Origin of the sequence: Chlorogloeopsis sp. ULAP02, from assembly GCF_038404745.2 — a bacterium.
Taxonomy (GTDB): domain Bacteria; phylum Cyanobacteriota; class Cyanobacteriia; order Cyanobacteriales; family Nostocaceae; genus Chlorogloeopsis.
The window spans coordinates 254,057-266,398 of sequence record NZ_JAYKTT020000088.1 but is presented as its reverse complement, the minus strand read 5'-3'; the positions used below and the strand labels follow the sequence as shown (position 1 = coordinate 266,398).

At 40.1% G+C, this 12,342-nt stretch carries 12 protein-coding genes and 1 tRNA gene; 9 read left to right on the top strand and 4 right to left on the bottom strand.

Annotated features, from left to right (window positions below):
- The first annotated feature begins 77 nt into the window (after positions 1 to 77).
- From U2718_RS33140 to U2718_RS33130, 3 genes are all read left to right on the top strand, one after another.
- Positions 78 to 716 (top strand): lysophospholipid acyltransferase family protein, encoded by a 639-nt coding sequence (locus tag U2718_RS33140; RefSeq protein ID WP_341994189.1) that lies wholly within the window; start codon positions 78 to 80, stop codon positions 714 to 716.
- A 282-nt stretch (positions 717 to 998) separates the two neighbouring features.
- A complete protein-coding gene (locus tag U2718_RS33135) occupies positions 999 to 2,036 on the top strand; it encodes an AI-2E family transporter (RefSeq protein WP_341994191.1) in 1,038 nt (345 codons plus the stop codon).
- 164 nt (positions 2,037 to 2,200) lie between these two features.
- On the top strand, positions 2,201 to 2,503 hold the full coding sequence (locus U2718_RS33130; protein WP_289793321.1) for a DUF2288 domain-containing protein: 303 nt from the start codon (positions 2,201 to 2,203) through the stop codon (positions 2,501 to 2,503).
- 115 nt (positions 2,504 to 2,618) lie between these two features.
- Here the strand turns inward: U2718_RS33130 and U2718_RS33125 are convergent, their stop codons facing one another.
- Positions 2,619 to 4,589 carry a hypothetical protein gene (locus U2718_RS33125; RefSeq protein ID WP_341994192.1) on the bottom strand — a complete coding sequence of 657 codons (1,971 nt, stop codon included), beginning with the start codon at positions 4,587 to 4,589 and terminating at the stop codon, positions 2,619 to 2,621.
- A gap of 279 nt (positions 4,590 to 4,868) precedes the next feature.
- Between U2718_RS33125 and U2718_RS33120 the strand changes: the two genes are divergently transcribed.
- The 4 genes from U2718_RS33120 (at position 4,869) to U2718_RS33105 (ending at position 7,938) form a co-directional block, all read left to right on the top strand.
- Positions 4,869 to 5,966 (top strand): tocopherol cyclase family protein, encoded by a 1,098-nt coding sequence (locus tag U2718_RS33120; protein ID WP_341994594.1) that lies wholly within the window; start codon positions 4,869 to 4,871, stop codon positions 5,964 to 5,966.
- Between the two features lie 29 nt (positions 5,967 to 5,995).
- Positions 5,996 to 6,069: transfer RNA gene (locus tag U2718_RS33115), tRNA-Arg, on the top strand.
- Between the two features lie 439 nt (positions 6,070 to 6,508).
- Positions 6,509 to 7,039 carry a YdcF family protein gene (locus U2718_RS33110; RefSeq protein ID WP_341994193.1) on the top strand — a complete coding sequence of 177 codons (531 nt, stop codon included), beginning with the start codon at positions 6,509 to 6,511 and terminating at the stop codon, positions 7,037 to 7,039.
- Positions 7,040 to 7,398: 359 nt separating this feature from the next.
- Positions 7,399 to 7,938 carry an alpha/beta hydrolase gene (locus U2718_RS33105; protein ID WP_341994194.1) on the top strand — a complete coding sequence of 180 codons (540 nt, stop codon included), beginning with the start codon at positions 7,399 to 7,401 and terminating at the stop codon, positions 7,936 to 7,938.
- A 37-nt stretch (positions 7,939 to 7,975) separates the two neighbouring features.
- Here U2718_RS33105 and U2718_RS33100 read toward each other — a convergent pair whose 3' ends face one another.
- Positions 7,976 to 8,104: a hypothetical protein gene (locus U2718_RS33100; protein WP_341994195.1), complete on the bottom strand. Its 129-nt coding sequence runs from the start codon at positions 8,102 to 8,104 to the stop codon at positions 7,976 to 7,978.
- On the opposite strand from U2718_RS33100, the gene U2718_RS33095 reads away from it, so the two are divergent.
- The gene (locus U2718_RS33095) at positions 8,103 to 8,711 is read left to right on the top strand and encodes a YbhB/YbcL family Raf kinase inhibitor-like protein (RefSeq protein WP_341994196.1); all 609 of its coding nucleotides are present in this window, start codon (positions 8,103 to 8,105) and stop codon (positions 8,709 to 8,711) included. The genes U2718_RS33100 and U2718_RS33095 overlap by 2 nt on opposite strands.
- A 120-nt stretch (positions 8,712 to 8,831) precedes the next feature.
- On the opposite strand, the gene U2718_RS33090 is transcribed toward U2718_RS33095, so the two are convergent.
- Complete coding sequence (locus U2718_RS33090) at positions 8,832 to 10,238, bottom strand: carotenoid oxygenase family protein (protein ID WP_341994197.1); 1,407 nt, start codon at positions 10,236 to 10,238, stop codon at positions 8,832 to 8,834.
- 245 nt (positions 10,239 to 10,483) lie between these two features.
- Here U2718_RS33090 and U2718_RS33085 point away from each other — a divergent pair, with 245 nt between their 5' ends.
- The gene (locus tag U2718_RS33085; protein ID WP_341994198.1) at positions 10,484 to 10,903 is read left to right on the top strand and encodes a lysozyme inhibitor LprI family protein; all 420 of its coding nucleotides are present in this window, start codon (positions 10,484 to 10,486) and stop codon (positions 10,901 to 10,903) included.
- Between the two features lie 546 nt (positions 10,904 to 11,449).
- Here U2718_RS33085 and U2718_RS33080 read toward each other — a convergent pair.
- Entirely contained in the window at positions 11,450 to 12,280 is an 831-nt protein-coding gene (locus U2718_RS33080; RefSeq protein ID WP_341994596.1) for a metallophosphoesterase, read from the bottom strand.
- Between the last annotated feature and the right edge of the window lie 62 nt (positions 12,281 to 12,342).

Genomic DNA, 12,342 nt, shown 5'->3' with positions numbered 1-12,342 from the left:
TCTGGTAACTAACTTTAACAGTCAAAAGTAGTGGCGATCGCTTATCCTTAAATTCAGTCTGATTTCAATTATTTTCTGTGGGCAAAAGCCGCGAACCATTCGTTAGTCTGTTCCTTTACCACGCCTTTAAGTGGTCTGTTGTTAGCCCGATGCTGCACGTTTACTTTCGGGGTCGAATTTATGGTGCAGAAAATGTACCTAAAAACGGGCCTTTGCTGGTAGTCAGCAATCATGCTAGTAACTATGATCCGCCAATTGTGTCCAATTGTGTAGATCGTCCGGTGGCACATATGGCGAAAGAAGAATTATTTAAAATCCCTGTTTTAAAACAAGCGATCGCCTTATATGGTGCTTACCCAGTTAGTCGGGGTACAGCCGATCGCGCTGCTATCCGCGCAGCCTTAAATTATCTCGAACAAGGGTGGGCTGTCGGTGTTTTTTTACAAGGCACTCGTACTCTCAACGGACGCATTACAGATCCAAAACGAGGTGCAGCGTTAATTGCTGCTAAGGCAAAAGCACCACTGTTGCCAGTGAGTTTATGGGGAACTGAAGCTATTGAGCAAAAAGGTGCAGTCATACCTTGTTCAGTTCCCGTAACAGTGAGAATTGGAGAGTTGATAGCAGCGCCAACTTCTACGGATAAAGAAGAATTAGAAGCTGTAACGCAAAAGTGTGCTGTGGCAATTAATGCGCTACACGATCTGGGGCGATGAGTGAGATCGTGTCTGTTTAAAAACTTATCATTTGGGCTGACACGGAGAAATTCTGATGATAACTGATGAAGCGGACTTGATATAAAAACATTGTCAGGGTATGGGAGGAATATTTTTCTTATACCCCTTGTTGCATTAAACTACCAGGGAAATATGCACTAGGGAAGTGGTGATTGCAACTTCAAGTCTGTAAGTTTAGGTTTATCTGAAGGCTAAAGTATAGAGTTTTCATCCTTTAACCTTCATTTTTATCCTTCTGTTTAAGCTTTCCCGAAATCAACTATGAGTGGCTTTGGAGCCAACAATTTTTGGTCGCGGCTAAATAATCTCGCCTTAGTCCGCTTCTTGCTTTTCGTTGCTTCTGGCTGGGCAATTGTACAGCTTTTAGCTTATTTTGAATCAGTGATTGTGATTTTTACGTTTGCCACCATTTTAGCTTTTTTACTTAGCTATCCTGTACAGTGGCTGCGGCGTTTTTTACCCCATAGTCTCGCAGTTTTTGTGGTTTTTTTACTTAGTATTATCATTATTGGAGGTCTTGTAATTAGTATTGGTTTAACAGTTTTATCTCAAGGACAACAATTAATAGACAGTGTTACTGTTTTTTTAAACTCTTTAGCACCTATATTAGAACAATTAGAGACATTTTTACGAGAACGAAATCTGCAAATAGATTTAAGTATTATAGACGAACAACTTAGGAATCAGGCTATATCTAGATTGGTGACAAGTATAGCAATACTACAATCAATTTTAACTAATTTTGTAACTTTTATTTTAATTGCCGTTGTTGCTTTTTTCATGTTACTAGATGGAGAAAAGCTTTGGTATTTGCTTGTTAAGCAAATACCAATTCAAAGACGGACTAGATTTACAACTGTGATCAGACGTAAATTTTTAGGATTTTTTCGAGGTCAGTTATTATTAATGCTGTTTTTATCAAGTACAACTTTTATTGTTTTTTTGATATTAAAAGTGCCTTTTGCATTAATATTGTCATTAATAGTAGGGATACTTGATATCATTCCCGGTATAGGAGCAACATTAGGCATTGGTACAATTACTTTGATTGTCTTATCTCAAGGTGTGTGGTTAGCTCTCAAAGTATTAGTAGTTTGCATTATTCTTCAGCAAATTCAAGATAACCTCATTGCACCTCGGATTATGCAAGGAGCACTTAACCTTAATCCTGTGGTTGTATTTTTCGCTCTACTATTAGGTGCTAGAATAGCAGGATTATTAGGAGTTTTTATTTCAATTCCTGTTGCTGGAGTTATAGTTTCTTTGTTTGAGATTGATGAAATGAAGGCAGAGGTTTAGTTTTTAGTCAATGGTCATTTGTTGAGATTTTAGCGCATAGAATTATAGTATGATTTGGACAAAGTTTTATTTTCTGGGCATAAACTTAGAGTCTTTCTGCAAAAAATGTATAATTCATATAGATTGTGTTTAGTATAATAATTAATACTAGTTACTAATAGCCAATGACTAATCAAGATTTAAGGGCAGAGCTAACAGAAAATCTGGATGAAGCAGAGTGGGAGTGGCTGGTTCCCCATATGCTGCGAGATGCAGTGATTGTAGTAAATCCAGAATTAGACATATTGGATGTAGGGGTAGCTATTGCTAGTGATAATGTCTCGGAAGTACAAATCTGGATTGATGAAGCATTAATAGCCAAACCCTCAACTACCCAGATGACTGAATGGAATAGCGATCGCGCTAAACGATTTAATACTCTGATTGTGCAGCCATTCGTCCTGGTACAAGAGAAAGTAGCGGCATAGGTATGGTTTTAATTCTCATAAATGAGCAAGAATAGAAAGCTAGTCATATAATTATTTAACAGTCTTTGTCTAACAAAACCCATGCCCATTTAAGATTGGGGATGGGATTTTTGATTTATTGATAAGGAAAAATCATAATTGTTTTGTCTGCATTACTACTAGCGAATTTCTTTCCATCCGGGCTAAAAGCAACTGAATAAACAGCACTTCGATTTTCTGTAAAAGTACGAATTTCCTCACCTGTATCTACTTGCCATAACTTAATAGTTTTGTCTTGACTACCACTAGCTAAAAATTTTCCATTCGGGCTAAAAGCAACTGAATAAACTTCGTCTGTATGTCCTGTTAAAGTGCAAATTTCTTCACCACTTTCCACATTCCATAATCTGATGGTTTTATCTTGACTCCCACTAGCCAAAAATTTTCCATTTGGGCTAAAAGCAACAGAGTAAATTCTTCCCCATGAATTAGAGTAGCCTTTGAGAGTGAGGAATTTATTTTGTGTAAGGTACCAAATTTTTATGGTTCCATCATTATCACCACTACCACTAGCCAGCATCTTGCCATCTGGACTAAAAGAAACGCATAGAACCTCATCTATATGTCCTGTAAGTGTATAAGTTTCTTGCCGCTTTTCTATATACCAAAGCTTAATAGTTTTATCTTTACTAGCACTAGCTAAAATTTTACTATTCGGACTAAAAGCTACTGAATAAACTCTCTCTTTATGTCCAGATAATGTACAAATTTCCTGTTCTGTACGTACATCCCATAATCTAATTTTTGTACCATCATTTCCACTAGCCAATATATTTCCATTCGGACTAAAAGCGACTGAATTTACTCTTTCAGAGACTTTGATGGTACGGGGTTCTTGATTAACTAAATGCCAAATTTTGATAGTTTTGTCATGGCTACCGCTTGCTAGTGTTTGTCCATCATTACTAAAAGCAATAGACACTACTCGCTCTAAATGTCCTTGGAGAGAGGGTACAGATTTTAAGTTCTGGATGATTGTTGGCTGTGATTCAGGTGTAGTTACTACTGGCACAAATACCTTAGTTGCTTCCGGATCTGGCTGAGGCTTGAAGTTTTTCTTTTTCTCTAGTGGTGATTGACTTTGCAAAATAGTAGTTTGTTGTTCTTGGGGTTTTAGTGATGTTTGTTGTGTAATATTTTCTGTTTTTGTCTTTGTCTTTAAAATATCTTGGTGAAGTTGCTGTTCTACTTGGGCGATTGACTGTGTTAGCTTTTGCAGTTCTGTTTGAAGTAGAGCGATCGCATATTTAAATTCTTCTGTCTGTTTTTCAGTATTTATATTCAGTTCGGCAATACATTGTTGGAGCGGCTGAATTTGTTGCTGAGTATTTGTATTTAACTGTTGTGTAAAGGATTCTATTTGTGATAAGCGCTGATTAATGGCGTCAAGATTAGGCACTTGCTGGAACTTCTGTAATTGCTCCATTTGCTGCTGAGTATTTTTACCCAATTGTTGTGTAAAAATATCCAGTTGGGTGAGCCGCTGTCTGAGTAGTTCAAATTGCTGATGAGTAGCTGTATTTAACTGCTGGGTAAAGGTATCCAGTTGGGCAAAATACTGCCTGAGTGGCTCAATTTGTTGCTCTGTAGTTCTACTCAACTGGTGTGTAAAGGCATCAAGCTGGGCAAGATGCTGTCTAAGTGGCTCGATTTGTTGTTCAGTATTTCTACTCAACTGCTGCCTAAAGGAATCGAGTTGTACAAGTCGCTGCCGAACCGAGTCGGTAGATTGTTCTTGTTGATGGCGTTGTAATTCTTCTATTTGTTCTTGAGTTGTTTGACTTAAATTTTGTGTAAAGCTGTCAAAGTTCTCTAAACGTTGTCTGAAAGGATCAATCAATTGATCTAATTGGGCGATCGCTGTTTGCTGTTGCCGTTCGTTTAAATTCTTCAATCTTTCCCGATTAGCCACATTTAAACCAATAGCTACAGTCAAAGGAGCTGCTGCATAAACAGCTTGTTGAGTTACTGCTGCCACCAGGGTTCCAAGTGCAGAGGCATATAGGGAAGCGTATTCAGTAACTTCTAGCCAGTGGAGTTTAGTCATAAGTGGACTGTGCTGTACTTGCTGCTGAAATCGAAAACAGCCAGAGGGCGCTCTTGGGGGTAAGAAGGTTTTCTTTCATCTTGTGCCAAGCATATTCTTAGAATCTGTGCCGAAAATTCCCCATTGCGACAGCAGATAAATAAAGGTACTGCCTGAAGCAGTGAGACGGCAACTTACGATGTAACAATTTTTCTGTCTCCAGATAGAAAAGATTTCATGAGTGTTCAGGATTTTCAGGCGATCGCTCATACTAAAAAAGATTGTCTTCACCGAAAATTCATGCTTGGTTTGCTTAGAAATCCTTTTGACACCACTCGCACTCCTCACAGTGGATATCATTGGGACGGTACTAGCCGTCGCTTCTTTGAAGGTTGGTATTACCGGGTAACTTTACCTGGCGAGGCTCAATCCTTCGCCTTTATGTACTCTATCGAAGACCCCATTGGCGGTAAACCCCATAGTGGAGGTGCTGCACAAATTCTCGCTCCAGATGATGAATATTTGTGCCGTACTTTTCCAAATGTCAGCAAGTTTTGGGCAAACCAGGAGGAACTGGCATTGGGGCATTGGGGTAAAGCAGATCTAGATATTAAGCCTGGTTACCTGCTCAGTGCCGATTTTGAACGTTATGTACAACAAGGCTATCAAGCGACAGCTACCCTAAATCAGGGAGCAATTTTTGACCCTGGTAGTGGCAAATATTGCCGTTGGCAGTATGAAATTCAGCCAGTATATGGCTGGGGGAACAAAGGCAGCATACAGCAATCAACCGCAGGTTGGGTGTCATTTTTGCAGATTTTTGAACCCGGTTGGCAAATCTTGATGGCGCATGGTTTGGCTAGCGGTTGGATTGATTGGAATGGCAAACGCTACGAGTTTACTAATGCCCCTGCCTATAGCGAGAAAAATTGGGGAGGCGCTTTCCCCCAAAGATGGTTTTGGGCAAATTGTAATAGTTTTCTTGACGAGCCGGATCTAGCTTTAACAGCCGGTGGTGGTAGACGCGGAGTTTTGTGGTGGATGGAATCTGTAGCAATGGTTGGGTTGCACTATCAAGGGAAATTTTATGAGTTTGTTCCTTGGAATTCTCAAGTCAGCTGGAATATTCAACCTTGGGGTAGCTGGCAAATGCAAGCAAAAAATTCTCAGTATGAAGTCGAGTTACTTGGAGCTACTGATTTACCAGGTACTCCCCTACGCGCACCTACAGAAAATGGTTTGATATTTTGCTGTCGCGATACCTTACAGGGACGGTTAAATTTAGAATTGCGAGAAATTAGTGGTAATCAAAACAGAACAATCCTCAAAGCATCCAGTTCTCTCTGTGGATTAGAAATAGGCGGCGGGCCTTGGAACAATAGCTGGCAGCACGACTAAAAATGATATTATGGGGAATGGTATCTGTTGGGGCTGTAGCTCAGTTGGATAGAGCGAGCGCCTCCTAAGCGCTAGGTCGCGCGTTCAAGTCGCGCCAGTCCCGTCCCCCTAGAAGCCTAAGTCCAAATTTTAACAATCATACCTGTTTTGAAAACAAGAATTTCAGGTTACCTAGTTTCCAGCCTGGAGGCTGGCAACCAGTCAGTAATGATAAATATTGAGCAGCTATCTAGCAAGCCTTAATAAAGATGGAATGAATATTTTTATGAGAGCATTGAATATAAAACAAAATTGCAAGAGTACTTTGCATCTGCTCAAATAATAGATAAAATCTAGCATCGAATCTGTAACAAGTACCCGTTACTTTACAGGTACTGATTACGGTAAATAAAGTTGGAAAAATGACTAAAATTTAAATTTAGGTATATTTTCACAACTCTGTAAATTTATACTATTATTCTTTTTCAAGAAAATTCTATTGAAGTTGCCAAAGTTATAAAACCTTGAAAAAGCTACTATTTACAGCAATTTCTTCCCGATTCATGCTCCTAATCCTACCACTAGCACTTTTATGGAGTTACAAGGAAATACAAAGTCAGTTGCACCAACCACAGGCTATTTTAGTCTTAGGTGGTTCCACAAGAAAATTAGAACGAGAAAAGTTTACAGCAGATTTTGCCCGTAAGCATCCCAAGTTACCGATTTGGATTTCTGGAGGTAGCCCTCCAAGTGTGACAAAAAAAGTGTTTTCCAAAGCAGGAATCGACTCTAGGCGATTGCGTTTAGATTACCGGGCGAATAATACAGTAGAAAACTTTACGACACTGGTGGGTGAATTAGAAAGTACTGGTATTAAAAGTGTTTATTTGATTACTTCTGACTTTCATATGCGACGTGCTATTGTTGTCGGCGAGATTGTTTTGGGTAGTAGGGGAATCCATTTTAAGCCAGTGTCGGTTCCTTCTGATCATTCCCCGGAACCATTAGCAAAGTCTATTCGTGATGGAGTCAGATCTTTAGTTTGGGTGGCAACTGGTTATACAGGAGGAGATCAGTTGCAAGATGAGCATTAACTTTGAATTTAGAATCATAGGACGAAGTTCTTACAAAATTATTAAAGTAAATTTTGAGCGTGCTACCGTAATTATACTGAATTGTTCATATGACTATGCAAAATATTTCCGTAAATATTCCGGAATTTATTCTGGCAGTTTAGTATATAGTTAATGTGCGGTGAAAAACCGCAACTAATTCCAAGAACTATACCGAATCAATTAACTATTACCAACTATCTAAAGTTATTACTCTATCCCCTTTCCGAGAACCGGAGAGGGGATAGTATTTTATGGAAAAATACAACCATTGATACTGATTAATTGGGACTACTTATTTCTAGGGTTGAATTATTCTGATGCTTTTCAGTTTATATGCAATGAAGTACCAGTTTAATATCCGATCTAGTACATTTTATCTAATAGCTAGTGTTGCTACTTTGCTTTTTAGTACAAGTACACTGGCGGCAGAAAGGGTTGTTTTTACATACAACATTTTTCGTGAATCAGTATCAGTAGACGAATTAACAAGCTTTGCTGAAACTGGAGAAGCTTCGCCAAGGTTAAATTATTATTTAAACCAAACTAATCAAGATCCACAGACAGTTCGCAATGTCTTAACTCAAGAACTCAACGCCAGCCCTGTTGTTTTGGATCGAGCGTTAAACAACCCAATTGGTGAATTTCTACTAGATCGAATCAGTCAAACTATTCGTACTCCCTCCAATCGAGCAAATCGACAAGCTTTGCGATCGGCAATAGTGTTATCTGCTAGCAAAGACAATAGAGTTTCATTAATTGAAATTCTTCAAAATTATCCGACAACAGAAGTTTATGTAGAGGGCGATCGCCTTGCCGCAACATATAACCAACTCAGTATTTTGATAGAAGGGCTACAAAATGTATTGGGTACTCGTTAATCATTTCATGATGGGTGGTTAATACTTAGTTTGGGCATCACTCTAATGATGGATGTAACTTCACAGTATAATCTGCCATTATCTGGAGTTGCGATCGCACTCGTGGCGGGTGCGTCACACCATTGCTACCATTGCCGAGTCGCAAGATACCAAGTGCAAAAGCCATGATCAAAAGGCGAGTTTTTCTCCAGCAAAGTATAAGCATCTTTGCTCTGGTAAATTTATCTGCGGCTAGTTGGGCTGCCACTGATAGTGGTGATACTCTAGTTCTGCCTGCCAGAAGGGGCGATCGCTCAAAAATGGAGGTGCAAAACATGAAATTGGCAAGCAGTGTACTTGAAGAAAATGACTTCATTCCTGCCAAATATACTTGTGATGGCGCGGATATCTCCCCTGCCCTGAGTTGGGATGAACCTCCACCAGAAACCGAAAGTTTTGCCCTGATTGTAGATGATCCTGATGCACCCAAACGAACATTTGTTCATTGGGTTCTCTACGATATACCTGCTACAGCACGACAATTATCAGAGCAAATAGCAACTGTAAAAACTTTGCCTAATGGCGGTGTTCAGGGAAAAAATGATTTTGGTAATCTTGGTTATGGTGGGCCATGTCCTCCTAGTGGCACCCATAGATATTTTTTCAAACTTTATGCACTAGATAAAAAGTTAGGCTTACAACCTGGTGCTACCAAAAACCAGATAGAAGCTGCAATGGATGGACATATCTTAGCAACAGCAGAATTAGTTGGACGCTATCAACGTCAGCGGTGAGTGGGAGAAGGGGGGACAAGGGGACAAGCAGGGGAGCCAGCGCCGTGTGGTGAGTACAGCGCTCTTGGTAGGGTTTTCCTCCGCAGGCGACTGGCGTGGGTAGAGGAGAACAACCAGCTACTAACCACCGCAATATTCTTCACAAACCCAAGCACCGTGGAATCCATAGGGTACGCGCTGGGGAATTAGTACTCGTGCGACTGCTTCAGAAGTCACATCTTGAGCGTTCACGACTACAAGTTCAGAAATTTCAGAAGCGTGATCGTAAACAAAAGTGATCAGCCAACCATCATCCTCACCCTTTGTCTGTGCTTGAGAAGGGGAAGTACGAGGTACAAATACTGCTTCTCCTCCGTAGCGCCCTTGTCCAAATTCATAAGTTTGGGAATTGCTATTGTGGAGATTATATTTGATGATTCCATCAAACAAAGGCATGGAACTTTTTGCCATTCTACCAGCGTAGCCATATTGAGTTTTACGCCCCAACAGGTTTTCATTGACGCGGGGAAATTCTGAAGGCATATCGTCTAGCATTTCTTCGTGTACAGTTCCCGTACTCAAGTTAAAACGCCAGCGATGCAGGTGAGGGATATTTCCTTGGGGATCGCTTTGAGAGTCTTCAGATGCTAGTACTGTCGTGGAATTCATCCGACAAGCCACAAGTACAACTTCGTCTCCTTCCTCATAGGCATTGAGAGTATGGAAGACATAACAAGCCGGACTTTCAAACCAACGGATATTACTATTGTCGCCGTAACGGGGGAGAATACCAAAGCGACTGGGGCGATCGCGCTCAAACATCATTAGAGGTTCTCCCCTTTGCATCCGTTCTGTGCTAAAAGTCAGCGGCAAATCCATAAAAATCGTATAGTTTTCGGTGATGGCAAAATCATGCATCATCACTGGGATTGGCAAATCAATAGGTACTGTCCGCAAAAGTTCACCACTAGCAGAAACCACACTATATTGCAGGTAAGGCGGACTAAAGCTATAGCCAAAAAACATCATTTCACCTGTGACCGGATCTACCTTAGGATGAGCAGTAAAAGGAGAAATTAGTTTGCCATTGTAGCTGTATTCACCAATAGTTTCTAACTCAGGAACTTTGATAGCATGAGGTGCACCTCCTTCCCACAGAGCTAAAAATTGACCAGCATGCCACACCAGAGCAGTATTAGCAGTATTCTTGTAAAAGCCATAGGGATTATCTTGTTGTGGTGGTTCTAATAACCCAGTCCAGATAGCCTTACCTGCTTCATGCTCTATTTTCCATCCTCTTGTTCGCACGTAGCGATTACGGTAAGTAGCTTTACCATTGCTAATGCGTACACCGTGCAACATTCCATCTCCATCAAACCAATGGTATCGACCGATGGGTGTCCATTGAGGGTTGGGGCCATTTCGCACGAACATGCCCGATAAGTCGGGAGGTAACTCACCTATAACTTTGAGGGTATCAGTGGTGATTTCATGATGTACAGGCGCAAAGTTGCCATCAAGATAAGGGTTGACTACTGTGGCTACCATAATATTTTGTCAAACTGAGGGTTAATATATGACTGGTTCTTTATATATTGTGGCTTGAGAATCCAGTGGTTTGAAGTGAGGATTTCCGGTTCACTGAGTAAAGATGATGCTGTATCATCGTTTTTAAGTATTATTTTTAACAAAATTTAAGTAATTTTAGGACTTGAATTAGCTTGACAGTATGATGAACTTGAAGCTAGAAAGTTATTTCCATAACTTTAATATTTTGAATTGTTTGCGCATCTATGTATAAAAAATCAGTTAGTACGATGATATTGGCAGTGGCAGCGATCGCACTTTTGTTGATACTAGCGATTCCTAGTTTAGCGATGCCAAATGAAGTTATTGTTCAAAAACCCAGAATTGATTGTTCTAAAGCGACAACGACACCAGAACTTAAGTACTGTTCTCAACTATCCTACACAGCCGCAGACAAAAAACTAAATCAGGTTTATCAAAAAGTTATATCAACCTTAAACAGAGAACCAAAACAATTACTGATTACAGCAGAACAAGCGTGGATTAAGTTTCGGGACAATAACTGTAATTTTGAAGTTTACAGTGCTCGTGGTGGAACAGGTTATGAAATCTTCCGTAATGGATGTCTCGAACGGCTGACTAAACAACGCACTAAAGACTTAGAAGATTATTTAACAGCTAGATAATTGAATACAAATTCAAGCTCCCCGACTTTCTGGCTAAGTTGGGGAGCTTGTTTATTTTCCTCAGTAGTGAAGCAAATACTATTGCTTATGTCAAATTTTTTATTCAATTATTGCGAAAAGTTATTGTGAATCAATCTTGATAAAGAGCTAGTCTCTATTCAGAAAAAATGATGCTAGTCTTAAAACTAGGCACAAAGAACACGAAACTTCAACCAAAGAAATTTTTAGATCGGAGCCTGTGCCACCTGCTCTTATCTATGTCGCAATCAATCCGATTAGGATGGCATCCAAGAATGTGTTTTCGCCTTGAATCTATTGAGTTGTTCTGGAGGTAATTGAACGCACAGCCAAGAATGCCTGCCTAGCTGAAATAAAGGATGCTCTAGTCGGGAGATAAGAATAAAGATTGCGAATTTTGTTCACCTTAGTTGAGTTACTTAGATCTGACTTTTAATTCTAATAAACCTGTTGGATGGTTAGTAAACTGCCGTTAGCTAGTGACGTTCGTCGGTCATAGTTGGCGGCAGTAAAGTTTTATATATTTACTTAATTTTGTAAGGTAATTACAGTTACTTCTGGTGGACAAAATAGCCGTCCTGGTGCATAAGTTCCTAAGCCACGATTCACATATAACTGATTTTCTCCCACTCGATGTAACCCGTATGCCCATTCCCAATGTCGCACCACCTTAGCGCAATCCGCTCGCAAGAATGGTATCCACAGCCGCACTTTTCTGGGAATTTGGCGAATCAGCTTTTTGTAATAAATAACCGCAGGGCCAATTCCTGGTATGATAATCTGGCCACCGTGAGTATGTCCGGATAGTTGCAAATCTACCCGCCATTGCTGTAAAAACTCGGCAGTATCGGGATTGTGAGATAAGACAATGCAGGGTTTTGCTGGATCTAAGTGATTCATCACGAGTGCAGGTTTAAATTCCCGCGACCAATAATCAGCTAGCCCTACTAAAGATATTTCTTCTCCCAGTGGATAAGCGATTTCATTCCAAAGAACTTTAACATCGATACTAGATAAAGCACCTGTAATTTCCGCTTTTGAGTAACGGTAGTATATATCATGGTTGCCAAGTACAGCATAAATACCAGCACGGCTTTGCAGATGTTTGAGTCGCTTTACTAGCTTGTGTATTGGAGTTGGATCGTCGGTTATATAATCACCTGTTAGTAGAACTAAATCTGGTTCAGCTTCATTACTGATTGCGATCGCTTGTTCTAACATTTCTTCCGACAAACGCAACCCATCGTAGTGCAAATCTGACAACTGCACGAGCTTTGTACCTCGCAACGATGCTGGCAAGCCCTCAATGTTAACTGTCAGTGTCTCTACACTTAAATTTCCAGACAACAACCTGTGCATAATGCTGACATTACTCCTCATACCAGCGCTCTCAGCTTAACATGGTGCGTAAACACGAAATC

Coding starts and splice junctions, on each gene's coding strand:
- U2718_RS33100 (WP_341994195.1), bottom strand. CDS start 8,104: ATGGCTTTTGCACTTGGTATCTTGCGACTCGGCAATGGTAGCAATGGT.
- U2718_RS33085 (WP_341994198.1), top strand. CDS start 10,484: ATGTATAAAAAATCAGTTAGTACGATGATATTGGCAGTGGCAGCGATC.
- U2718_RS33105 (WP_341994194.1), top strand. CDS start 7,399: ATGAAGTACCAGTTTAATATCCGATCTAGTACATTTTATCTAATAGCT.
- U2718_RS33095 (WP_341994196.1), top strand. CDS start 8,103: ATGATCAAAAGGCGAGTTTTTCTCCAGCAAAGTATAAGCATCTTTGCT.
- U2718_RS33120 (WP_341994594.1), top strand. CDS start 4,869: ATGCTTGGTTTGCTTAGAAATCCTTTTGACACCACTCGCACTCCTCAC.
- U2718_RS33125 (WP_341994192.1), bottom strand. CDS start 4,589: ATGACTAAACTCCACTGGCTAGAAGTTACTGAATACGCTTCCCTATAT.
- U2718_RS33090 (WP_341994197.1), bottom strand. CDS start 10,238: ATGGTAGCCACAGTAGTCAACCCTTATCTTGATGGCAACTTTGCGCCT.
- U2718_RS33110 (WP_341994193.1), top strand. CDS start 6,509: ATGCTCCTAATCCTACCACTAGCACTTTTATGGAGTTACAAGGAAATA.
- U2718_RS33080 (WP_341994596.1), bottom strand. CDS start 12,280: ATGCACAGGTTGTTGTCTGGAAATTTAAGTGTAGAGACACTGACAGTT.
- U2718_RS33130 (WP_289793321.1), top strand. CDS start 2,201: ATGACTAATCAAGATTTAAGGGCAGAGCTAACAGAAAATCTGGATGAA.
- U2718_RS33135 (WP_341994191.1), top strand. CDS start 999: ATGAGTGGCTTTGGAGCCAACAATTTTTGGTCGCGGCTAAATAATCTC.